Here is a 22,262-nt window from a genome sequence, read left to right as displayed (position 1 = left end):
TCACGAAGGATGGACCATGCGGTATCGGACCTTCGGCCGGCTCGGCTGGAACGTCGCTGAAGTGGGTTACGGGATGTGGGGGGTCGGTGCCGGGCCCGGCGGCTGGCAGGGCGCCGACGACGAGACGAGCCTGGCCGCGCTCCAGCTGTCCGTCGACCTCGGCTGCAACGTCTTCGACACCGCCTGGATCTACGGCCGCGGCCACAGCGAGGTCCTGCTCGGCAGGCTCCTCAAGGACAACCCGCGGGCCGACCTCAAGATCTTCAGCAAGATCCCGCCGAAGGACCGGAACTGGCCGTCCGCGCGGGACTCCGACATCGACGACGTCTTCCCGCTCGACCATGTCATGGAGTACACCGAGAAGAGCCTGAAGAACCTCGACACGGCGCGGATCGACCTGATGCAGTTCCACGTCTGGGAGGACGCCTGGCTGCGGGACGACCGCTGGCTGGCGACGGTCGACGCCCTGAGGTCCTCCGGCATGGTCGACGGCATCGGCATCAGCATCAACCGGTGGGAGCCGTGGAACGCGGTGGCCGCCCTCAGGACCGGTCTGGTCGACAGCGTCCAGGTCATCTACAACATCTTCGACCAGGCGCCCGAGGACGAGCTCTTCCCGGTCTGCCGCGAGCTGGACATCGCGGTGATCGCCCGGGTGCCCTTCGACGAGGGCACCCTCACCGGGACGCTGACCAAGGACACCACGTGGCCCGAAGGGGACTGGCGCGCCTCCTACTTCGTGCCGGAGAACCTGACGGCCAGTGTGGACCGCGCGGAGGCGCTGAAGAAGATCCTGCCGGCGGACATGACGCTGCCGGAGCTGGCGCTGCGCTTCATCCTGCAGAACGAGGACGTGCACACGGTGATCCCGGGCATGCGCAGCCCGGCACACGTCCGTACCAATATCGCGGTGAGCGACGGCAGTCGGCTCTCCGGCCCGATGATCGACCAGCTCCGCGCCCACCGCTGGGACCGGAGCCCGACGGAATGGTCCCAGTGAACGCTTCTACCCTGCCGCCGGTGCTGGCCCTGTGGAGCCCGCCCCGGTCGATGTCGACCGCCTTCTTCCGGATGATGGCGCAGCGCGGCGACTTCCGTATGCACCACGAGCCGTTCTCCGACCTGGCCGCGCGGCAGCCGTACGTGGTCGACGGAACGCCCCTGACCACGCCGGAGCAGGTCTTCTGGACGTTCGTGGAGAGTTCGGCCGGCACGCCGGTGTTCTTCAAGGACACCACCGAGTACCCGCATGTGCGGCTCTTCGACGAACTGCCGTTCGTGGAACGGGTGACGCACACCTTCATCATCCGTGAGCCGCGGCGTGCCATCGAGTCGCACTACGCGATGAACCCCGGCGTGACGCTCGCCGAGGTCGGCTTCGAGCACCTGTACCAGATCTTCGAGCGGGTCAGGACCGAGACCGGCCGTGCCCCGGCCGTGATCGACGCCGACGTACTGATCGAACGCCCGGTCGAGACCGTCCGGGCGTACTGCGACACGGTCGGCATCGCCTTCGACGAGGGGGCGCTGTCGTGGTCGCCGGGCGAGCGCTCGGAGTGGAGCCGTACCAGCCACTGGCACAAGGACGTCGCCGACAGCTCCGGGTTCCGGCAGAGCAGCAGGCAGTACGAGGTGACGGTCGACAACAACGCGAAGCTCGCCGGCTACTACCGGCACCACCTCCCCTTCTACGAGCAGCTCCGGGCCGGTGCGCTCGCGGTGCCGGCCGCCGGCTGAGGCCGGCCCATCCACCCACCGGTGCAAGGAAGCCGAGACGCCGTCTCAGAAACGGGGCCACCATGTCTTCCCGCACGTCCTCAACCGTGCCGCCGCCCGATCCCAACGGCCGGCGCACGCCGTATCCCAGCGATGCGGTGACCGTCCTGGACCTCATCGAACAGCAGGCCGGCGCGCATCCGGACGCCGTCGCGCTGGCGTACGACGGCGAGGCGCTGACCTACCGGGAGCTGGACCGCAAGGCCAACACCCTGGCCGGGATGCTGGTGGACTTCGGAGCCCGGCGGGAGACCCTGTTACCCCTGCTGGTCAACGACGGGATGGAGCTTCCGCTGGCGATGGTCGCGGCGATGAAGGCCGGGGTCCCCTTCATCCCGTTCGACCCGACCTGGCCGCAGGAGCGGATCGGCGCGCTCCTGCGCGACCTGGACACCCGGATCGCCGTCGGGTCGGCGCGCACCCCCGCGCCGGCGGCGGCCACCGCCCGCCTCCTGGTGACCGACCACCACGCGCTGGCCGAGACCGCCGAGGCCCCGACGGCCGGCCGGCCGGGGCGGGCCGACCTGGTCTACGGCTTCTTCACCTCCGGCACCACCGGTCTGCCCAAGTGCACGCTCAACGTGCACAAGGGCCTGCTCAACCGGTTCCTCTTCATGACCCGCAGCTTCGGGGCCGGGCATGTCTCGCTGCAGAACAGCCGGTCGGTCTTCGACTCGTCGCTGTGGCAGCTGCTGTGGCCGCTGACCATGGGCGGCAGCGTCGTCATGCCCCGCCGCGACGGCCTGCTCGACCTGGAGCGGACCATCGACCAGATCAGCCGGCACGGTGTGACGATCACCGACTTCGTACCGTCGATCTTCACCGTCTTCGTCGACCTGCTCGCCTCCGACCAGCGGCTCGCCGCGTCGGTCGGCTCGCTGCGCAACGTGCTGCTGGGCGGGGAGGCGATCAACGTGGACGCGGTGCGCAGGTTCCACGAGCTGCTGCCCGGCCGGGCCGTCACCAACACCTACGGTCCCACCGAGGCGTCGATAGGCAGCGTGTTCCACACCCTCACCGCCCTCAGCGGCGAGGAGATACCGATCGGCCGGCCCATCGACAACACGTCCGCGGTGGTCGTGGACGACTCCCTGCGCCGGCTGGGCACCGGCGAGACGGGCGAGGTCCTGATCGGCGGCGACTGTCTGGGGCTGGGCTATCTGAACGACCCCGAGCGGACCGCGGCCGCGTTCATCACCAACCCCTTCCCCGACATCCCCGGCGAGCGCCTGTACCGCACCGGCGACCTGGCGCAGTTCCGCGCCGACGGCTGCCTGTACTTCGTGGGCCGGCGCGACGACCAGGTCAAGGTGCGCGGCGTGCGCATCGAGCCCGCGGAGGTGGAGCGGGCGCTGCGGGCGCTGCCCGACGTCCAGGACGTCCGCATCGTCGTGCAGGGCGAGGCCGACCGCATGATGCTCATCGCGGCCGTCGTCGCCGGCGACGGGTTCGACCCGGCGGACGCCAGGTCCCGCGCCCGCGCACTGCTTCCGGCCGAACTCGTCCCCGACCGGTTCGTACGGATCGCCGCGATGCCGTTGTCCCCCAACGGCAAGGCGGACCGCGGCGCCCTGACCCGGCTGCTCGAAACGCCCGACCCGGCGGCCTCCCCGGTCCCGGCCGGCGACGGGCAGGCCGCGGCGGGCGACCTGGAGCAGACCGTGCGCGCGCTGTGGGCCGAACTCCTCGGCGGCGACATCGGCTCCCAGGACAGCTTCTTCGACGCGGGCGGCACCTCGCTCAGCGCCCAGCGGCTGGCCCTGCGCCTGCGCGACCTGTTCGGCCTGCGCGTCTCCGTACGCGACATCGCCGAGGCCCACACCGTCCAGGCGCAGGCCCGGCTGATCGCCCAGGACGGCCCGGTCCGCGACCGCGCCGCCCTGTACCGCGACATGCTCGCCGACGCGGCGCTCGCACAGCGGGCGGGTGACGGCGCGGCGGACCCGGCGGACCCGGCGCCCGTGCGCCCTTCCGGTCCCCGGCGCCTGCTGCTCACCGGCGGCACCGGCTTCATCGGCGTCCACCTGCTCGACGAGCTGTTACGGTCCACCCGGGCCACCGTCACCTGCCTGGTCAACGCCCCCGACGACGAGGCGGCCCGCGCCCGGCTCGACGCCCGCGCCCGCCACTACGGACTGGCCGTGCGCAGCGGCACCCCCCGGGTCCGGGTCGTGCGGGGCGACCTCGCGGCCGAGCGGTTCGGGCTGTCGCCGGCCGCCTTCCAGGAGCTCGCCGACGGCACCGACGCCGTCGTCCACTCGGGCGCCGAGGTCAACCTCGTCTACCCCTACCAGCGGCTGCGCGCGGTCAACGTGCTCGGCACCCGTGAGGTGATCCGCCTGGCCACCGCCGGGACGGGTCCCGCGCGGCCCGTCCACCACCTGTCGACGCTCGGCATCTTCCCCCGGACCGGGGCCGTGCCCGACGAGGACTCCTTCCCCTCCGTCGAGGACGTGCCGGACGACGGCTACGGCCAGAGCAAGTGGGTCGCCGAGGCCATGCTGCGGGACGCGCGCCGCCGGTACGGCCTGCCGGTGAGCCTCTACCGGATGGGCGAGGTGATGCCGAACACGCGCACCGGGGTCTTCAGCCACGGCGGCAGCCTGGCCGAGTTCCTGCTGGACGCGTCCGTCGAACTCGGCGTCACCTTCGGCACCGGCGCGCTCGGCGACTTCACCCCGGTCGACAACGTCAGCCGCCTCATCGCGACCGCCGTCCGCGACAGCCGCGTGGGGCAGACCTTCCACGTCGTGCAGCGCGAGTCGACCCGCCTGGACGACCTGCTCGGCCACGTCGCCGCCCGGTTCGGCCTGCGGAGCGTCGACTACGCGGAGTTCCGGCGGCGCGTCGCCGAACAGGACTCGCCGCTGCTCCAGCGGCTCGCCGCGGTGCTGCCCGACCCCGCCGCGGGCCCGCGGACCCTGACCGAGCTCTTCCGCGACGTGCCCTCCCCCGACGTCAGCCGCAACTGCCACGAGTTCGTCGACTCCGCGGCCGTCGAGTGGATCCCCCTGGACTCCGAGGTCTTCCACCACTACGCGGCGGCCCTGCGACCGCCGTCGGCCGCCCGCCGTGAGGACCTGCGGCTGCTCGGCAGGGCGGAGATGACCTCCTGATCCCCTGACAGCCGCGCCTCGGGGCCGGCGCACCGGTGGAAACACGTCGACGGCGGCCGGAATGCCGCCGAGAAGCGATCCGGTGTTCCGGCCCGCGAAGCCGAATTGTTGCACCGGTGTTGCGGTAATACCGGGGCGGAACGCGGTGGCCGGGCGGCATACGGCCACCGCGAATCGGTGTGCGCCGAATTCCCCCCGAACTCTTGCCCCGCCGCCCCGCACGGGGCTATCTTCCTGCCGACAGGTGATGAGTGTCAGCGTTCGGCCCTGGCCTGCTGACCGGCAACCCTCCTCCGCGGCGGGGTGCTCCAGGTGAACACCCGGCCGTGCCGCAGGGGCCCGGCAAGCGCGAGACCGGCGGGCGGTGCGCCCGCCGCCAAGTGGAGGTGCTGACGATGGGTGAGCGGCAGACGTCGCGGCCCGAAGGTCGCAGCGCCGTACGGGCGTTCCGGAGCTCCTCCCGTCGTCACATCGACCTTCAGCGCGTCGCCGCCGCTCTCTGTCCCGGGCTGCCCGCCGGCCGCTGACACGGCGCGGCCGCCCCGGGCGGGCAACATGCCGCCACCGGGCCGGACCTGACGGCGGCTCCGGCCGCGGCCCGGCGGGCACGGCACGGCCCGCGCGGCACGCACGGTAGCCGGTCGGCGCGGGATCACGCCGGCCGGCCCGGCGTACCTCCCCGGCGATCCCCCGCGGAACCGTATCCCGTACGCGGCGCGGTGAGCACCGACGGATTCGGCCGCCTGCCGCGCCTGACACGCCCAGTCGCCTTCCCGGAAAATCCGGTGCCCCGCGGTCGATGACGTCCGCGTGAACGCGTGTGCTTTCTCCCGCCGACCCGGAAACCGGTCGCGCGAACAGATCTCCGTACGCATGCGGCTGCCATTGGAGCCGGTCCGCAAATCCGCCATGCCCGAATACCGGACAGGATTCCCGAACCATGAGTGACGACATTCCGCAGACGCCACAACCCGGCGACGCGAACCCCGAACCACCGCAGCCCGGCCTCGTCGAGGCGAACGTCGACCTCGACGCCGCCAAAAGCGTCTCCCGGCGCCGCCTGCTCACCTTCGGCGCCGTCGGCGTGGGCGCCGCCGCTGCAGCCGGCCTGGGCAGCTGGGCCTTCATCAGGAGCGACACGAAGGACAGCGGCACCGCCGACGGCCTCACCGTGACGAGGTCGTGGGCCGACCGGCAGCTGACCGTCACCGCCCCCAGCGGCGTCTGCGACGCGCCGCTGATCGTCGCCTACGAGAAGGGCTTCTTCCGGGACGCCGGGCTGAACGTCGTCCTGAAGAAGACCGGCACCGACGAGGACGCCACCGCCGCCGTCGGCTCGGGCAAGTACATAGCGACCAACGGCATCTTCTTCAACTTCCTCGGCCCGATCTACAACGGCACCCCGGTCAAGCTGTCCGGCGGGCTGCACCACGGCTGCCTCGACCTCTACGCCCGCAACGACGGCTCGGTGCCCACCGTGGCCGCGCTCAAGGGCCGGAAGATCGGCGTGAGCAGCCTGCAGGGCTCGGCGCCCAACTTCTTCTCCCTCGACCTGCTCGACGCCGGCATCAACTCCAGTCCGGCGGCCAAGCAGGTCGAGTGGGTCGTCATCGAACAGGACCTCCTACCGAAGGCGCTCCAGGACAAAAAGGTCGACGCCATCGCGACCGCCGGCGGCTTCCTGCCGATCATCCAGGGGGTCAAGGACGGCTGGGCAAAGGAACTCTCCGACAACCGCGACCTGAGCCGCAACGCCTCCTACCCGTGCTGCGCGGTCGCCCTGAACGAGACCTTCGTCAGCCAGGACCCGGTCACCGCCGCCAGGCTGGTCAACGCCTGGGCGCGCGGCTCGCGCTACGTGGGGGCGAACCTGCAGGAGACCGCCGAGATCGAGTCCGGCAGGCACTACGTCCCGGACACGGCGGCCAACATCCTGCCGGTGCTGCAGACCCTCACCTTCGACCCCTCGCCCAAGAACCTGCAGCGGGTCCTCGAGCCGGGCATCGACAAGTTCATCCACACCGGCTTCCTCCCCGCCGGTACCGACGCCCGGGCGCTGGCCGACAAGGTCTTCGTCAACCTCGGTCTCGACTTCTGAGGAAGACCATGGACCCCACCACGCTCAACGCCGTCCCGGCCGCCACCCCGGCGGCGGCCGGGACGGCGGCCCCCACCGGGACGACCGTCCAGGGCGCGGCGCGTATCCACGCGGCCCTGGAGAAGGTCACCCACCCGGTCCGCGTCAACCCGGTCCTCACCGGCGCCGGCGTCCTCGCCTGGGCCGCCTTCAGTACGATCACCGAGGTCGTGCACGACAGTCCGGGACTGCCGCTGCGCGACAGCGCCGCCGTCCGCGCCACCACGGACTTCACCGCGATCGTCGGGGCGGCCGTCGCCGGGCTCGCGGTGGTGCTGTGGGCGCTCAGCGGCATCCGCGGGCGGCTGGGCGCCCGCGCGGCCGCCCGTGTCGCACACGGTTCGGCGTGGCTGTTCGGCTCGGCCGTCTGGGCGATCTTCTGGGAGATCTCCACCGCCAAGACCAACGCGCTGTCCACCCCGTACTTCGACGCCCCCCAGGAGATCCTCGACCACCTGTGGAACGACAGGGGGATCCTCGCCGACAGCCTCGGCAACTCGCTCCAGCTGCTCACGCTCGGCTTCGTCCTCGGCCTGCTCGCCGGTCTGACCACCGGGGTGGTGATCGGCTGGTGGCAGCAGGCCAACTACTGGGTGCACCCGATCCTGATGTTCCTCGGGCCGGTGCCGACGCTGGCCTGGGTACCGGTCATCTTCGTGCTGTTCCCGAGCGCCTACAGCGGCGCGGTGTTCCTGATCGCGGTCAGTGTGTGGTTCCCGATCACGGTGCTGACCCGGGCCGGCATCGTGAGCATTCCCCGCTCGTACTACGACGTGACGCAGACCCTGGGCGCCAAGAGCTGGTTCCTGCTGCTGCGGGTGAGCCTGCCGGCCGCGCTGCCGAGCATCTTCACCGGCGCCTTCATGGCGCTGGGCTCGTCCTTCGTGAGCCTCACGGTGGCGGAGAACTTCGGGGTGAACTCCGGACTCGGCTGGTACCTGAACTGGCAGAAGAGCTGGGGCGACTTCCCCGGCCTCTATGCCGGCATCGTCGTCCTGGTGGTCGTCTGCGGTGTGCTGCTGACCCTGCTGTTCCGGCTGCGCGGCTGGGTGCTGCGCTGGGAGAAGGAGCTGACCCGATGGTGACGACCGGCGCGGGTGCCGCGATCGACCTGCGCAACGTCACGCAGGCGTTCCGCAACGGCAGCAGCGACCTTCCCGTCCTCGACGACGTCTCCCTCTCGGTCAGGCCCGGTGAGTTCGTCGCGCTCGTCGGCCCGAGCGGTTCGGGCAAGTCGACGCTGATCCGGCTGCTCGCCGGGCTCGACAGGCCGCTGTTCGGTTCGGTGCGGGTGGGCGGCGAGCCGGTGACGGCTCCGGACCCGAGCCGGGCGCTCGTCTTCCAGGACCCGACGCTGCTGCCGTGGCGCACGGTCCGCGGCAACGTGGCGATCGGCCCGCAGGCGCGGCGGGCCCGCGCCGGGGCGAAGGCGCGGATCGACGACGCGCTCGCCCTGGTCGGGCTGACCGACTTCGCCGACGCCTGGCCCGCGCAGCTCTCCGGCGGCATGGCGCAGCGGGCCGCGCTCGCCCGCGCGCTCGTCAACGACCCGTCCGTACTGCTGCTGGACGAACCACTCGGCAGGCTCGACGCCCTCACCCGCCGTGTCCTGCAGGGCGAGCTGCTGCGGCTGTGGCGGGAGCGGGGCTTCACCGCCGTCCTCATCACCCACGACGTCAGCGAAGCACTCGTGCTGGCCGACCGGCTGGTCGTCCTCTCGCCGCGTCCGGCCCGGATCCGCGAGGTCGTCGAGGTCGGTCTCGACCGCCCCCGCGACCAGTCCGCGCCGGAGTTCGTCGGTCTGCGCGCGCGGATCCTGGCGCTGCTGGACGAGGAGGCCACGACGCCGCCGGACGAACTCCGGGAAACCCGCTGACCCGCGGGTCCACCCGCCCACCGACCCCACCGACCCCACCGACCCCACCGACGGAATCAGGCACGATGTCCCAGCACACGAAGTCCCTCGTCGTGATCATGTCCGCCGCCGCCGCGATGGTGCTCGGCGCGGCCGGACCGGCCGCCGCGCACGTCGGCGTCACGTCGTCGAGCGCCACGGGCGGCAGCAGCGCGGTGCTGACGTTCACGGTGCCCGCCGAGTCGGCGACCGCTCACACGGTCGGGCTGACCGTGCACCTGCCGACCACCACCCCGTTCACCTCCGTGCTCGGCGCACCCGCCCCCGGCTGGACCGTTCGGCTCACCCGGACCACGCTCGCCGTGCCGCTTCAGGACGACGACGGTGACAGCGTCACCTCGGCCGTGACCGAGGTGACCTGGACGGCCACCGGCGGCGGGCTGGCGCCCGGCCAGTTCGGCCAGTTCCTGCTGTCGGTCGGCCCGCTGCCGGCCGACGGCACCCTGTACCTGCCGACCGTCCAGCGCTACTCGGACGGTACGCAGGTGGACTGGGTGCAGCAGGCGCAGGGGGAAGCCGAACCCGAGCACCCGGCCCCGAGTGTGGTCATCACCCCGGCCGCGGCGGCGGCAACCGCCTCGGGCGGCTCGGGGGACGGCTGGGGCATCGGCCTGGGAGCGGCGGGCATCGTGCTGGCGCTGTCGGCGGGCGCCGTGGGCGGCGCGGCCCTGACCCGCGCCCGGCACGGCGCGGCCCGACCGGCCGTCGACGGCGGCGCGGGCCCACCGCGGGTCGACGACGGCGCGGGCCCGACCCGTACCCCCTCGTGAGCAGGCGGTCGGCGCGGCGGTGCGCGCTCACCCTCCTCGCCCTGCTCGGCACGCTCACCGGGCTGGCGCTCGCGGCCCCGCCCGCCTCGGCGCACGCCTACGTGATCGCGACCACCCCGTCGGACGGCACGGAGGTGCGCACGCCCCCGGCCGGCATCCGGGTCACCTTCGACGAGCCGGTCACCCTGCCCGCCGCCAAGGGGGCGACCAGTGTCGTCGACGCGGCGGGCAGGGACGTAAGCAGCGGCTCGGTGCGCCTGCTCGACGGCAGGCGCACCCTCGTCATCGGCGTCCGGCCGGGCATCACCGAGGGCTCCTACATCGCCAGCTGGTCCGTCGTCTCCGCCGACACCCACCCGGTGGGCGGGTCCGTCCAGTTCGGTTACGGCGTACCGGCGGTCACGATCGCGGCGCCGCCGTCCGAACGGCCGAGCGCGGGCCTGCAACTGGCCGTCGGGGCGGTCAAGGGCCTGCTCTACCTCGGACTCGTCGCCGCCCTCGGCGTGCTGCCCGCCGGGCTGGTGCTCGGCGCCGGTCCCGGCGAGCGCCGCGTCCTGTGGCGCGCCGCGCGGATCGGCGCCGCGCTCGCGGTCCTCGCCTCGGCCGCGCAGGTCGTGACGCAGTACCTCTGGGACGCCTCCGCCGTCCCCGGCGGCGCCACGTGGGCCGGCCTGCGCGGCTTCGCCGGGTCGGCGTACGGCCAGACGGTGTTCGTCCGCGTCGGCCTGCTCGCGGCGGCCCTCGCCGTCCTTCCGCCGCCGCACGCCCGCGACGGCGGCCGGCGGGCGCCGGTCCTACGGTGGACGGCGGCGGGCGTGCTCGCGGCGGCGGTGCTGGGCAGCGTCGTCCGCAACGGCCACGGCGGAACCGGCGCCTGGTGGTACTTCGCCTCCACCCTGGTGCACGTCGCGGCCGTCGTCGCCTGGCTCGGCGGGCTGGCCGTCCTCGGCTGGCTCGTGCTGCGCCGCCGGCTGTCCCTGGCGCGGCTCTCCCGGCTCCCGCTCTGGTCGCGCTACGCCACCGCCAGCGTCGCGGTGCTTGCCCTCAGCGGCGTGTTGCAGGGCCTGGTCCAGGTACGCTACCCCGCGGCGCTGACCGGCACCGCCTACGGCGGCATCCTGCTCGTCAAGCTCACGCTCGTCGCGGCGGCGCTGCTGCTGGGGCTGCGGGGCAACCGCTGGATCGGCCGGCAGCTCGCACGCCGGGACGCGTACGCGGCGGACGGGCGCATCGCCCCCGGGGAGACGGCACGGCTGCGTACCCGGGTCCGGGCCGAGGCCGGGCTCGGCGCGGTGATCGTCGTCGTCGCCGGGGTGCTGTCCTCGGCGGCTCCGGCCGCCACGGCCTACGCCCCCACGCGGGTCGTCCACGCGGCGATCGGCCCCTACGCCGTGACGATCGAGGTCGCCCCGGCCCGGCGCGGCCCGGAGAGCTTCCGCGTCACCGCCGAGGGCGCCACCGACGCCACCGCGCCGGTGCGGTCGGTCCAGCTCGACCTCGGCCGGCCCGCCGGCGGCGTCCGGGCCCTGCGGGTCGGCTTCCCCTACCGGCTGCCGGGCCCGATCCGCCCCGGAAGGGCCACCGCGTTCACGTTCGTGAGCTCCTCGGTCAACGTTCCCGGCACCGGCACCTGGACCGGGACCCTCGTGCTCGTCGCCGGCCCCACCGAGCAGTACGCCGACGCGTTCCACTACCGGGTCCTGTGAGCCGCCCCACCACACCGCCCGACCACCTGAGGAGATCCCGTGGCCACCTACGCATCCGTACTCGACTCCATCGGCGGAACGCCGCTGATCCGGCTGACCCGGGCCGCCGGGACGCTGCGCCCGCGCGTCTACGTCAAGCCGGAGTGGCAGAACCCGGGCGGCAGCGTGAAGGACCGGGCGGCCCTCGCCATGCTGCGCCGGGCCGAGGCGGACGGCTCGCTGCGCGCGGGTGGCACCGTGGTGGAGGTGACCAGCGGGAACACCGGCATCGGGCTGGCGCTCGCGGCGGCCCACCTCGGCTACCGCGCGGTGATCTTCACCAGTTCCTCGATCGCCCGGGAGAAGCAGGACCAGCTCACCGCCTACGGGGCCGAACTGCGCCTGGTCGACGCCTTCGTCCCCAGGGACCACCCGGACAGCCTGCGGTCGAAGGGCGAGCAGTTCGTCGCCGAGACGCCCGGCGCCTGGCTCGCGCAGCAGTACGACAACCCGGCCAACCCGGCGGCCCACTACGCCAGTACCGGCCCCGAGGTCTGGGCCGACACCGACGGCGCGGTCACGCACTTCGTCGCCACCGTCGGGACCGGCGGCACGATCTCGGGTACCGGCCGCTACCTCAAGGAGGTCAGCGGCGGCCGGGTCCGGGTGATCGGCGCGGACCCGGTCACGTCGAGCTACTCCGGCGGCGACGGCAGCCAGAAGTACATCGAGGGCGCCGGCCACTTCGTGCACCCCGAGGCGGCGGTCGACGTGTGGCCGCAGGCGCTCGACGTGGACGTGATCGACGACTACGTCGGGATCGAGGACCAGGAGGCGATCGACGCCATCCGGCGGCTGGCCCGCACCGAGGGCATCCTCGCGGGCGGCTCGTCGGGGATCGCGCTGGCGGCGGCCTTCCGGATCGCCGAGGGGCTCACCGCGGACGACACCGTCGTGGTGCTGCTTCCCGACTCGGGCCGGACGTACCTGTCGACGTACTTCAACGACGGCTGGCTCGCCGCCAACGGCTTCACCGGCCCGGCGGACCGGGACCGGCCCGGCGGCCCGACCGTCGGCGAGCACGCGGCCGCGTCGCCGCTGATCGAGCGGGACGAGACCGTCGCCGAGGCCCTGCGGCGGCTGGCGGCCGACGGGCTCGCCGACGACGACCCGGTGCTGGTGGCGCACCGGCGCGACGGGCGCGTCCTGGCCCCGCACCACTCCGACATCGCCGGCTGCACCACACCCGCCCGGCTGCGCGGCGCGGCGACGGTCGCCGAGACCGTCCGGCCCGTCGGAGTGCGGCTGGGCGTCGGGCTCGCCCTCACCGATCCCGCCGTGACCGCCTGGGACGGGGCCGACGGCGGCATCGCGCTCGTGCTCGACCGCGGCCGGGTGACCGGGACCGTGACCTGGCGGGCGCTGCACCGCGAGCCGACGCTCGCGCTGACCGAGCAGGCCGGATGAGCACCGCCACCCGGCGCACCGCCGTCGCCGGCGCCCGCGCGTGCGGGCTGCTGACGGCCTGCGGCGGCGGGGGCGCCGACGGCCGCGGCGCGGACGCCTCAGCGGCCACCGGACCGCTGTCGGCGGCGACGGGCGGCCCGCGGCCGGTCCCGACCGGCGGGATCCCGGTCGGCGGCTCGACCGTCGTCATGGCCGACACGGTCTCCCCGGCCGTCGTGGCCCGGCCGACCCGTACGGCCTACGCCGCGCACACCGCGATCTGCACCCATCGGGGCCGCGCCGTGACGCCGGGCCGGGGCCTGGAACTGGACGGCCCGTGCCACGGCTCGCGGTCCGACGCGGCCACCGGCCGGGTGCTCGGCGGGCCGGCGACCCGGCCGCTGCGGGCCCGGCCGTTCACCGTGCGCGGTGACGTCCTCCCGCCGCACACGCACGAAGACAGCGACGACGGCGACGGCCGGGGCAGTTCCGGCGGCGTCCCGGAGGGAGACTGACATCATGACCGGTACCCCGTCCCGTGTTCTGCGCGTCTCCGAGCGGGAGCGCGCCGCGATCGGCGCCCTGCTGCGGTTCCCGCTGGTCGCGGCGATCAACGGCCGCCGCTCGCGCCGCTTCCCGGTCGGCGGCAGCATCCCGGCCGGTGAGCTGGCGTTCACCAGCGCCAAGCCGGTCCAGCCGCTGAGCGAGGTGGAGCGCGCCCTGGTGCTCGCCGTGGTCACGGGTGTGACGGGATGGAACTTCGGCATCTCCCACCACCCCGGCTACGCGCCGGCCCTGCCGAACTACCCCGCCACGGCGGGCGGCAGGACGTTCCCCTCCGCCGCCGGATTCCACACCACCGACTTCTTCTTCACCGACGACTCCGGTACGTACTTCCTGTCCAGTCGCGACGCGGCGCCCGGCGACGGCGTTCCGGTCGAGGACGACGGCGTCGAGGCCGACGTCGACGCCTGGCTCGGCGCCACCGTGGCCCGCTACCGCAAGCTCTCGGACCGGCGGATCCGGCTGCCGCGCGAGGAGCCCCACCTGGAGGGGCACAACACCTGGATCGCCAACCACCCGGGCTCGCTGCTGGTCGTGCCCGTCGCGGACCTCGCCCAGCACCTGATCGCCAACCTCGCGTTCTTCCTCCAGAACGGGTACGGCGTGTACGACGACGTCAACGGGCGGCCGGTCCCCGGGGGAGACGACTCCTCGCTGCGGCACGCCGGCGACCCGTTCCCGCTGTCGTTCGTGGAGCAGTACACGCTGGCCGAGGCCAGTGCGGAGCTGATCACCGGCGTCTACAACGGCCATCTGCTGCTGGGCGCCCTGGGGCTGGGCGGCTGGACCTTCGACGGGATCGACCGGCTCTCGATCCTCGGCGCGTCCGGCGACCCCGACGTCCCCGGGCTGGGCTTCCACGTCGAACACGACGAGCGGTGGGCGCTGCCCAACCCGACCGGGCTCCCCGGGGTCTTCGAGACGCTGGCGCGCCCCCATGTCCGCGACGCGGCCGAGGCGGTGGAGCGGTTCGCCGAGCGCAAGTTCGGCACCGGCGGCCCGTTCGACGCCGCGACGCCCGGCCCGTGGCGCGACACGCGCCGGGTGCGGTCCTCGGCGGCGCCCTACGACGAACGCTTCCTGCGCCTGCTGACCGGTCAGGTGCGCTACATCGACGAGACCTTCGGCAAGGTGCCCGGGACGGTGCCCACGGTGCAGATCCTCAACTACCTCCAGGCCCAGCACCTCGACACCGACTTTTACGACCACCACTTCGGCGAGGGCGCCTATCTGGCGACCCACCGCGAGCACGGGGCCACCTGGCACTGAGCGCGGCGAGCGGCGCGGTGCGCCGCGCCGGCATCGAGGCGGGCGGCCCGCGCCCGGGGCGGGGCGCGCCCGCGGCGGGGCGCGCCGGGCAGCGGGAGGGAGCGGCGCCGGCCGGTCGCCCGGCCGTGCGGTCGCAGACGACGGCCGGCGTCTTTCACAGGTCGACACCCCTTTCGTAGGCCCGAAAAAGTGACCCTTTCCGGTGGCGTTAGCCCTGTATCCGCCGGCCGAGCAGGCGCGTGCGGGGCATATATCCGGCTCGCGCCCCCCGCGACGGCGCACGCCTGGGCGTACGAGCGGGCCTTGACCGCCGCGGCCGGCCGGTGAACGCCCCCCAACGGCGCCCGGGTCGGATCGTCCCCTCCGCTCCGGCCGGGACCCGCCCCCGCCGCGGTGACCACCGGCGGCGGGGGCGGGCGGCAGGGTCAGCCGGTGATCTCGGCGATCGAGCGGACCGCTGTAGGGCGCCGGGCACCTCCCAGCGAGGGCCGGCCGCCCTTCCGCCCGCGCGGTTCCCGCGGGACGGCCGGCCGCCGAACGGGGCGGACGGACCCGCCGAGGCACGGGCGCTTTCCGCGCCATCCGGACCGCGGCGGCGGGGTGCCGCCCGGCAAACCCGCCCACGGAGTGGACGAACCGCTCGCGCAGCTGCTCGGCAGGCTCCGGGAGGACGCGCGGCGCCAGGCCCGGCGCGAGGTGGGCCTGGTGCTGCCCACGGTGGCGGACGACCCGGACACCGCCCTGTCACCGCGGCAAGCCCCGCGGCGCCCGACGACGCCGAGGCGTTGCGCGTCGTGGGCGAGCGCGGCGGCACCCCGGCCCGCCGGGCCCGGCCGGTTCCCCGCCACGGCCGCCGCCCCCGCCGCCGCCCCCGCCCGGTGCATCGCGGTCCCCGCCGGGCGGGCGGGGCCGCGCCGGTGGCCGGGAGGGCCGAAATGGTAGCGTGAGGCCCACATTTGACGGGAGCGGCAGGAAAGCGACGGCAGGAACATGCTGGACAAGAATTTCGTCCGTAACCATCCCGATGCGGTCAAGGAAGCCGTTCGCGTCAAGGGGATCGATCTCGATGTCGACGAACTGATCCGGCTCGAGGAGCACAACCGCGGTCTGCAGTTCCAGGTCGACGAGGCGCAGCGGCAGCGCAAAAGCCTGTCGAAGGAATTCGCCAAGGCCGACGAGACGCGCCGCGCTGAACTCCGCACGCAGAGCAGCGAACTCGACGGAGCCCTTTCCGAACTGCGTGCCGAACTGTCCCGGGCCGGCGCGGAATTGCGCGAGCTGCTGCTGCTGACCCCCGGCATCCCCTGGGAGGGGGCGCCGGTGGGCGACGACGAGTCGGCCAACGTCGTCATCCGCTCCTGGGGCAAGCCCCCGGCGTTCGACTTCGCCGTCCTGGACCACGTGGAGATCGCCGAGCGCCGCGGCTGGGCGGAATTCGCCCGCGCCCGCCAGGTGTCGGGAGAACGCGCGTACACCCTGAACGGCGATCTGCTGATGCTGGAGCGGGCGCTCCACTCCTACGCACTCGACCTGCTGCGTACCAAGGACTTCACCCCGATCTCGGTCCCCTCGCTGGTCAAGGAGGAGGCGCTGGTCGGGACCGGCATGTTTCCCAAAGGCCGTTCTGAGACCTATGAACTGCCCGCGGAGAACCTTTTCCTGGCCGGTACCGCCGAGGTCGGACTGGTCGGACTCCACTCCGGCGAAATCCTGGACAAGAGCCGCCTGCCGATTCGCTACGCCGGAATCTCCCCGTGCTTCCGGCGTGAGATCGGCAGCGCCGGCCGGGATGTCCGCGGCCTACTGCGGGTCCACCAGTTTGAAAAGGTCGAGCAGTTCGTGATCTGCGAGGCGGACGTCGAGGTATCGGCCCGCTGGCACCAGGAGCTGCTCGCCACCGCCGAGCAGATCCTGCAGGAACTCGGGCTCGCCTACGAGGTCGTGGAATGCGCGACCGGGGACATGGGCGTGGGGAAGTTCCGTATGAACGACATCAATACCTGGATTCCGTCGCTGGAGACCTACCGGGAGACCCACAGCTGCTCGACGCTGCACGACTGGCAGGCCCGGCGGGCGGGTCTGAAGTACCGCGACAGCGACGGCACGGTGCGGATCGCGCACACGCTGAACAACACCGCGGTGGCGACCCCCCGGCTGCTGGCCGCGGTGGTGGAGAACTTCCAGACCGCCGACCAGAAGGTGCGCGTCCCCGAGGTGCTGCGCCCCTACCTCGGCAACCGCGAGCTGCTCTAGCCGACGGGGCCGGCCGCGCCGCGGCCGGCGGGGAGCCGGCGCGCCCGAGCCGATCGGCGACTCGGCGGCCGGCACGGCGTTCCTGCGGGCGCGGACCGTCGAGGTGCCGAGCGCGGCGGGCGTAAGGGTGTACCTGCCACTGCTCGACGGCAGCGACCAGGTCGGGGTGCTGGCGCTGACGATGGACTCCGTGGACGACGACGACCGGCGGCTGCTGCGGCGGCTCGCCGGTCTGGTCGCGGACATGATCGTCACCAAGGACCACTACACCGACCAGTTCTTCCTCGCCAGGCGGCGCGAGCCGATGGGGGTGGCCGCCGAGATCCAGTGGGCCCTGCTGCCCCCGCTGACGATGTCCTGCCCGCAGGTCGAGGTGGCCGGCATCCTGGAGCCCGCCTACCAGGTCGCGGGCGACAGCTTCGACTACGCGCTCAACGACGACATCCTGCACGTGGCGATGGTCGACGCGATGGGACACGGCCTGGACGCCGCCACGATGGCGACGGTCGCCATCGGCGCGTACCGGCACGCCCGGCGGTCCGAGATCGGCCTCGCCGACATGTACGCGTTCATGGGCAGCGCGATCGCCCGGCAGTCCGGCCCCGACCACTTCGTCACGGCGCAGATGATGAGCCTCGACATCACCACGGGCGTGCTGCGGTGGGTCAACGCCGGGCACCCGGCCCCGCTGCTCATCCGCGACCGCGGGGTGGTCCGGAAGCTGGAGAGCCCGACGACGCTGCCGGTGGGCTTCGGCGGCGACGACCCGCAGGTCAGCGAGGAGACGCTGCGGCCCGGTGACCGCGTGCTGTGCTTCACCGACGGCCTGGTGGAGGAACACGAGTCCGGCGCCGAGCCGTTCGGCGAGGACCGGCTCATCTCCTATGTCAACCGGGTCAACCGCGCCGGACACCCGGAGGAGGGCGTGCGGGGCACGGTCCGCACCCTGTCCCACGAGTTGAAGCACCAGCGGGGCCGCCGGACCAGCGACGACGCGACCCTCTTCCTGATCGAGTGACGCGGCGGCACGGCCGGCCACCTCGCCGAGTTCGACTGAGCCGCGGCCGGGGCGGTCGCGGGACCACGCGGCGCCGCCCGGCCGCCCCGACCGGCCGCCCGACCCGCCCCCTCACCCGTCCGTTCAGATCCGCGGCCGAAGCCGCGGATCGGTGTCATCGGGGCGCCATACCGTTCACCGTCGGCCACCATCCGCTGACCGGAACGCGAGAGCCGCATTTCACCTTCGGCGGGGCAGACCGCGGGTGGGCGGTAAACCGTCCGGCCGCTGGCGGCAATCTCCCGGCGTGTTCGAAAAGACGCCCGCGCGAGGCCGGGCGCCGAGCGCGGGCCGGAGGGCGAAGGGCGGTCGGCGGGAGGCGCGCAGCGGTGTGGCGGCCGGGCCCGCGGCGGCTCCCGCCGGGCCGGGAAAGGCCGGTTCTCCACCCCCGCCGCCCGCGCCGCGAAACGGCACCCCACCTGCCCCGCAGGGACGGCCCCGGCAGTTGCCGGCCGCATTTCCGGCGACGCCCCGGGAATTATCGAAAGGGCCACCGGGCCGCACCGCGGGTGAATTCGACGGATAATCGGCGGCCCACCTGGCAAAAGCGCACCAGCTGATTTCCTGTTGCACCGACAATCCTCGCGCCCAATGTCGTGTCCGCTTGCCCCGGGAAATGCCGGCCGCCGCCGGTGCCGGCCCGGCCGCGGCCGCCCGTAGCGGTCCGGGAGCGAAGACCGAGGTCGGCCACGGCACTCGTGGCGGTAGGTTGTCGGCGCGGCGTGTCAAAAGTGCGTCCGACGGCCGGGTCCGGTATACATTCTGCGGTCCCGCCCGGCCGCCACCCGGCGCGAGACAACTGTGCACCGCGGAGAATTCGTCCGGAATGGGTTCCGGTTACCTCTATGCAGCCGGAGACTTGGCGTGACCCGGGACACACACAGCGGCATTGCGGCGCTACATGCCCGGACGTACTATCTTTCCGCGCGCAGACCTCAGCAGAAGTGTCATTCGATAGTGCACACCGTGGCTGGTGAGTGGAGCGTAGAGTGATCGAATTACGGGTTCTTGGTCCGGTACGCGTGCTCGCGGGCGGCCGGGATCTGGAGATCGGGCACGCACGGCAGCGCGGGCTGCTCGCGCTGCTGCTGGTCGACGCCAACGCGGTGGTGCCGTTCGAACGGCTGGTGGAGCTGCTGTGGGACGAGCACCCGCCGCGGCTGGCACGCAATGTGATGGCGGGCTACGCGACGCGGCTGCGCAAGGTGCTCGCCTCCGCGCCGTCGAACGGCGGCGCGCCGGAGCTGTCCGCGCGCGACGGCGGCTACGTGCTGGAGGCCGATCCGGCCGCGGTGGACCTGTGCCGCTTCAAGGACCTGGCCGCCCGGGGCGCCGCCGCGACCGGTGACGACGAGCAGCGCTCGCAGCTGCTGCGGAACGCGCTGGAGCAGTGGTCGGGCGCGCCGCTGAGCGACCTGTGGGGCACCAGGGTCGAATCGCTGCGGGCCACCCTGGAGGCCCAGCAGCGCAGTGTGCTCACCGCGTTCTACGACGCCCAACTGCGGCTCGGCCGGGCCCGGGAGATCCTGCCGGAGTTGCAGTGGCTGATGGCGGAGCGGCCCTACGACGAGGAGCTGATGCTGCGGCTGATGGCCGCGCACCGGGACAGCGGCAACCAGGCGGAGGCGCTGCGCCAGTACTCCGCCTTCCGGGAGCGGCTGGCCTCGGAACTCGCGGCCAGGCCCGGCCGGGAGCTGCGCGAGGCCGGTGAGCTGCTGCTCCAGCCGCAGCAGGCGCGGCCCAGAATCGAGGTGCCGAGCCGGGAGCAGCTCCCGATGCCGGCCGCCCCCGACGTCTTCTCCGGGCGCGAACCGGAGCTGGCCGCGCTCGACATGCTGGCCCGCCCGCGCGAGCTCGACACCGACCCGGCCACCGCCCGCAGCCGGAACCTCTTCGTGATCAGCGGGCTGGCCGGCTCGGGCAAGACCACGCTGGCGGTGCAGTGGGCGCAGCGGGCCCGCGACTCCTTCCCCGACGGCCGGTTCTTTGTCGCCATGCGGGGCCACCACCCGAACCTGGAGCCGCTCTCGCCCGCGGAGACGCTGGCCAGGGTGCTGCTGGCGCTCGGGCTGCCAGCCGCCGACATCCCGTACGGGCTCGACGAGCGCGCCGCGCTGTACCGGACGCTGCTGGCCCGGCGCCGGGTGCTGATCCTGCTGGACGACGTGGCGGGCCCCGACCAGGTGCGCGACCTGCTGCCGACGAGCGTGAACGGCAGCGCGGTGGTGGTGACCGGCCGCAACCGGATGCCGGAGCTGACCGTCAGGTACTGCGCGGGCGAGCTGATGCTGGACGTGCTCGACGAGCGGGCGGCGCTGGCGCTGCTGAGCAGCCTGGTGGGCACCGAGCGGGTGGCCGCCGAGCCGGACGCGGCGGTCGGCTTCGTCCGGGCGTCCGGTCAGCTGCCGCTGACGCTGCGGCTGAGCGCGGCCTACGCGGCCGGCCGGCCGGAGGAGTCGCTGGCCCGGCTGCTGCCGTTCGTGGCGGGCGCGCCGGGCGAGGAGGTCCAGGCGCACCGGGCGATGCGGCAGGCGCTGAACCTGTCCTACCGCCGGCTGGCGCCCAAGCACCGGCAGGTCTTCCGCTGGGCCGGCCTGATGCCGGGCTCGGACTTCGGTACCGAGGCGGTCGCGGCCCTGGCGGACTGCTCGTTCGCCGAGGCGGAGGACCGGCTCGGCACGCTGGTGCGGGCCAACCTCGTCACGGAGTACGCCTCCAGGCGCTACCGGCTGCACGACATGGTCAAGCAGTACGCCGCCGAGACCGCCGCCGAGGACCCGCTGGCGGTCCGGGAGGCGGCGCTGCTGCGGCTGCTGGAGTGGTACCGGCGCTGCGTGGAGGAGGCCAGCCACACCCACCAGATACAGATGGCGGGCTTCCACCGCGGCGCCGCGCCGGCCTGGATACCGGTGTCCGCGCCGCAGGAGGACGGGATGCTGCCGGAGGTCGACATCGACTGGCTGGACCGGGAGAAGGCCAACATCTGCGCGGCGATCAAGCACGCCGCCGAGATGGGCCTGGGCGCGGCCAGTTGGCAGCTGGCCGACGCGATGCTCGGCTTCATCCGGCTGCACCCGGGCGGCGAGGACTGGTCGGCCGCGGTGCGCGCGGCGCTCGTGGAGACCGCCAAGTCCGGTGACAGCCGCGCCCACACGGGCATGCTGCTGAACGTCGCCGACACCCATTACCGCGACGGCACCGAGGGTGAACTGGCGCACGCCCGCGAGGCCGTCCAGGTGGCCAGGGACGCGGGCTGGCGGGCCGGCGAGGCGCTGGCGCTCACCGCGATCGGCCGCTCGTACTGGTCGATGGGCGAGGTCGGGCTGGCCGACCGCTACCTGACCGGGGCGCTGCGCATCCACGAGGACCTGGGCGACTGGGCGGGCCAGGCCAACGCGCTGGCCCGGATCGCCCGGAACATCTACGACGCCGGTGCCATGGAGGACGCGCTGCGCGACTACCGGCGGGCGCTGGTGCTGGTCGAGCGGGCCGGTTCGCGGTTCGGCCGGGTGCGGCTGCCCGGCTACATCGCGCTGACGCTGCGCCACATGGGCCGGTACGAGGAGGCCGAGCGCTGGTGCGCGCTGGCGATCCGGCTGAGCGAGGAGATGTCCTTCCACGAGGGGCTGGCCATCGCGCTGACCTGCCGGGCCACCATCCACAGCGACCTGGGCGCGCAGGCGAAGGCGGTGGCGGCGGCGCGGGAGGCGCACGTCACCATTCCGCACCTGTCGGACCCGCGGATCGAGACCGACTGCCTGATCCACCTGGGCGGCGTCGAGGCCGCCGCCGAGCACACCGACCAGGCGCTGCGCAGCTTCGGCAACGCGTGGCGGATCGCGGAGAAGTTCGGCTACCGGCAGGGCGTGGCCAGGGCGCTGGCCGAGAGCGCGGCCGTGCACGTCCGGATGGGCCGGTACGAGGAGGCGGTGATCGCCTGCCGGCGCAGCCGTACCGTGCTGGGCGGCACCGCGCTGCGGCCGGTGATCGCGCAGACCCTGATGTCGGAGGCGGACAGCGCGCTGGCCTCCGGGCGCTGCGCCGCGGCGGTGGCGGGCTACCGCCGGGTGGCGGCGATCTACCGGGCCAACCACCAGCCGCTGGGCGAGGTGCGGGCGCTGCTCGCCTGGAGCCGCGCGGTGCAGACGGTGCCCGGCCACGGCCGGCCGGGCCGCCCGGCGGCGCGCGGCCTGCGGATCGCCGAGCGGCTGGGCGTCCCGGAGGCCGACTCGCTGCGTGCCCTGGTCTGAGACGCGGGCCGCCCGGCCCCCGTG

General features: G+C 73.6%; 14 protein-coding genes, 1 pseudogene and 1 riboswitch. All 15 genes and pseudogenes read left to right on the top strand.

Going from position 1 to position 22,262, the window contains the following annotated elements; genetic code table 11:
* The first annotated feature begins 16 nt into the window (after positions 1-16).
* Positions 17-1,000, top strand: coding sequence for an aldo/keto reductase (locus RLT57_RS22340; protein ID WP_311299067.1), 984 nt, complete (start codon positions 17-19; stop codon positions 998-1,000).
* Positions 997-1,737 (top strand): sulfotransferase family protein, encoded by a 741-nt coding sequence (locus RLT57_RS22335; protein WP_311299066.1) that lies wholly within the window; start codon positions 997-999, stop codon positions 1,735-1,737. The genes RLT57_RS22340 and RLT57_RS22335 overlap by 4 nt, the downstream gene beginning before the upstream one ends.
* A gap of 62 nt (positions 1,738-1,799) precedes the next feature.
* On the top strand, positions 1,800-4,892 hold the full coding sequence (locus tag RLT57_RS22330; protein ID WP_311299065.1) for a non-ribosomal peptide synthetase: 3,093 nt from the start codon (positions 1,800-1,802) through the stop codon (positions 4,890-4,892).
* 243 nt (positions 4,893-5,135) lie between these two features.
* Positions 5,136-5,247, top strand: a riboswitch (SAM riboswitch).
* A gap of 40 nt (positions 5,248-5,287) precedes the next feature.
* Entirely contained in the window at positions 5,288-5,419 is a 132-nt protein-coding gene (locus tag RLT57_RS33435) for a putative leader peptide (RefSeq protein WP_399129907.1), read from the top strand.
* A gap of 413 nt (positions 5,420-5,832) precedes the next feature.
* Entirely contained in the window at positions 5,833-6,990 is a 1,158-nt protein-coding gene (locus RLT57_RS22325) for an ABC transporter substrate-binding protein (RefSeq protein WP_311299064.1), read from the top strand.
* A gap of 8 nt (positions 6,991-6,998) precedes the next feature.
* Positions 6,999-8,114, top strand: coding sequence for an ABC transporter permease (locus RLT57_RS22320; RefSeq protein ID WP_311299063.1), 1,116 nt, complete (start codon positions 6,999-7,001; stop codon positions 8,112-8,114).
* A complete protein-coding gene (locus RLT57_RS22315; protein ID WP_311299062.1) occupies positions 8,108-8,905 on the top strand; it encodes an ABC transporter ATP-binding protein in 798 nt (265 codons plus the stop codon). The genes RLT57_RS22320 and RLT57_RS22315 overlap by 7 nt, the downstream gene beginning before the upstream one ends.
* Before the next feature lie 65 nt (positions 8,906-8,970).
* Positions 8,971-9,714 (top strand): YcnI family copper-binding membrane protein, encoded by a 744-nt coding sequence (locus RLT57_RS22310; RefSeq protein ID WP_311299061.1) that lies wholly within the window; start codon positions 8,971-8,973, stop codon positions 9,712-9,714.
* A complete protein-coding gene (locus tag RLT57_RS22305; RefSeq protein WP_311299060.1) occupies positions 9,711-11,420 on the top strand; it encodes a copper resistance protein CopC in 1,710 nt (569 codons plus the stop codon). The genes RLT57_RS22310 and RLT57_RS22305 overlap by 4 nt, the downstream gene beginning before the upstream one ends.
* A 39-nt stretch (positions 11,421-11,459) precedes the next feature.
* The gene (locus tag RLT57_RS22300) at positions 11,460-12,866 is read left to right on the top strand and encodes a PLP-dependent cysteine synthase family protein (protein WP_311299059.1); all 1,407 of its coding nucleotides are present in this window, start codon (positions 11,460-11,462) and stop codon (positions 12,864-12,866) included.
* The gene (locus tag RLT57_RS22295) at positions 12,863-13,360 is read left to right on the top strand and encodes a ubiquinol-cytochrome c reductase iron-sulfur subunit (protein ID WP_311299058.1); all 498 of its coding nucleotides are present in this window, start codon (positions 12,863-12,865) and stop codon (positions 13,358-13,360) included. The genes RLT57_RS22300 and RLT57_RS22295 overlap by 4 nt, the downstream gene beginning before the upstream one ends.
* Positions 13,361-13,364: 4 nt before the next feature.
* Entirely contained in the window at positions 13,365-14,678 is a 1,314-nt protein-coding gene (locus tag RLT57_RS22290) for a hypothetical protein (RefSeq protein WP_311299057.1), read from the top strand.
* Positions 14,679-15,668: 990 nt separating this feature from the next.
* A complete protein-coding gene (gene serS / locus RLT57_RS22285; protein WP_311299056.1) occupies positions 15,669-16,931 on the top strand; it encodes a serine--tRNA ligase in 1,263 nt (420 codons plus the stop codon).
* A gap of 13 nt (positions 16,932-16,944) precedes the next feature.
* Positions 16,945-17,949, top strand: a pseudogene (locus RLT57_RS22280) (PP2C family protein-serine/threonine phosphatase); the annotation flags it as partial.
* 1,028 nt (positions 17,950-18,977) lie between these two features.
* Positions 18,978-22,238 carry an AfsR/SARP family transcriptional regulator gene (locus tag RLT57_RS22275; RefSeq protein WP_311299055.1) on the top strand — a complete coding sequence of 1,087 codons (3,261 nt, stop codon included), beginning with the start codon at positions 18,978-18,980 and terminating at the stop codon, positions 22,236-22,238.
* Positions 22,239-22,262 lie beyond the last annotated feature (24 nt).

Source organism: Streptomyces sp. ITFR-21 (assembly GCF_031844685.1).
GTDB lineage: Bacteria > Actinomycetota > Actinomycetes > Streptomycetales > Streptomycetaceae > Actinacidiphila.
The sequence above is the reverse complement of the archived record's forward strand: the minus strand, read 5'-3'. Positions and strand labels throughout refer to the sequence as shown.

What these genes read in the sequence shown, in the direction of transcription:
- RLT57_RS22340 (WP_311299067.1), top strand. Translation starts at nt 17, where the DNA reads ATGCGGTATCGGACCTTCGGCCGGCTCGGCTGGAACGTCGCTGAAGTG.
- RLT57_RS22330 (WP_311299065.1), top strand. Translation starts at nt 1,800, where the DNA reads ATGTCTTCCCGCACGTCCTCAACCGTGCCGCCGCCCGATCCCAACGGC.
- RLT57_RS33435 (WP_399129907.1), top strand. Translation starts at nt 5,288, where the DNA reads ATGGGTGAGCGGCAGACGTCGCGGCCCGAAGGTCGCAGCGCCGTACGG.
- RLT57_RS22325 (WP_311299064.1), top strand. Translation starts at nt 5,833, where the DNA reads ATGAGTGACGACATTCCGCAGACGCCACAACCCGGCGACGCGAACCCC.
- RLT57_RS22320 (WP_311299063.1), top strand. Translation starts at nt 6,999, where the DNA reads ATGGACCCCACCACGCTCAACGCCGTCCCGGCCGCCACCCCGGCGGCG.
- RLT57_RS22315 (WP_311299062.1), top strand. Translation starts at nt 8,108, where the DNA reads ATGGTGACGACCGGCGCGGGTGCCGCGATCGACCTGCGCAACGTCACG.
- RLT57_RS22310 (WP_311299061.1), top strand. Translation starts at nt 8,971, where the DNA reads ATGTCCCAGCACACGAAGTCCCTCGTCGTGATCATGTCCGCCGCCGCC.
- RLT57_RS22295 (WP_311299058.1), top strand. Translation starts at nt 12,863, where the DNA reads ATGAGCACCGCCACCCGGCGCACCGCCGTCGCCGGCGCCCGCGCGTGC.
- RLT57_RS22290 (WP_311299057.1), top strand. Translation starts at nt 13,365, where the DNA reads ATGACCGGTACCCCGTCCCGTGTTCTGCGCGTCTCCGAGCGGGAGCGC.
- serS (WP_311299056.1), top strand. Translation starts at nt 15,669, where the DNA reads ATGCTGGACAAGAATTTCGTCCGTAACCATCCCGATGCGGTCAAGGAA.